The 528-nt window shown below is 66.9% G+C and carries 1 protein-coding gene and 1 pseudogene; both read right to left on the bottom strand.

The features are described 5' to 3' along the window. A partial coding sequence (locus tag B3Q33_RS14470; protein WP_286828371.1) for a metal ABC transporter permease occupies positions 1-306 on the bottom strand: 306 nt, incomplete at its 3' end. Continuing rightward, a pseudogene (locus B3Q33_RS14475) lies at positions 299-528 on the bottom strand (zinc ABC transporter ATP-binding protein); the annotation flags it as partial. The pseudogene B3Q33_RS14475 and the gene B3Q33_RS14470, both read right to left, overlap by 8 nt.

Genomic DNA, 528 nt, shown 5'->3' on the forward strand with positions numbered 1-528 from the left:
GCTGATGGCAATCACCCCCAGAGCCAGGGTGGTATGGGCGACGATGCCGAGTAGCGTATCGCTGGCCAGTTGTTGCTGGTGCTGCAGCGCAGTGAGGGCGCCAGCCAGGCCCAGGCACACGGCCACCACCGCCAGGTACAGGCTGATATCCAGTGCCAGGCCAAGCGCCGCGCCAAGCAGGGCCCCGTGGGCCAGGGTGTCACCGAAGAAGGCCATGCGCCGCCAGACCACGAAGGCGCCCATAGGGCCGGAAACCAGGGCCACGGCCAGGCCGGCGAACAGCGGCGGCAACAACAGCTCAATCATGGTGGCAATTCCCGTCGTGTTGATGGCCCGGCTGGGCGTCGCCGTGCAGATCATGGTCGTGATCATGATCGTGGGTGTAGAGCGCCAGGTTGGGGGTGCCGGCACCGGGGCCGAACAGTTCGTGGTAGGCCGGGTCCCGGCTCACCGATTCCGGGCTGCCGGAACAGCACACATGGCGCTGCAGGCAGATCACCTCGTCGGTGGCCGCCATCACCAGATGTA

Origin of the sequence: Alcanivorax sp. UBA3183, from assembly GCF_002364155.1 — a bacterium.
In the GTDB taxonomy this organism is placed as follows: Bacteria; Pseudomonadota; Gammaproteobacteria; order Pseudomonadales; family Alcanivoracaceae; genus Alcanivorax; species Alcanivorax jadensis.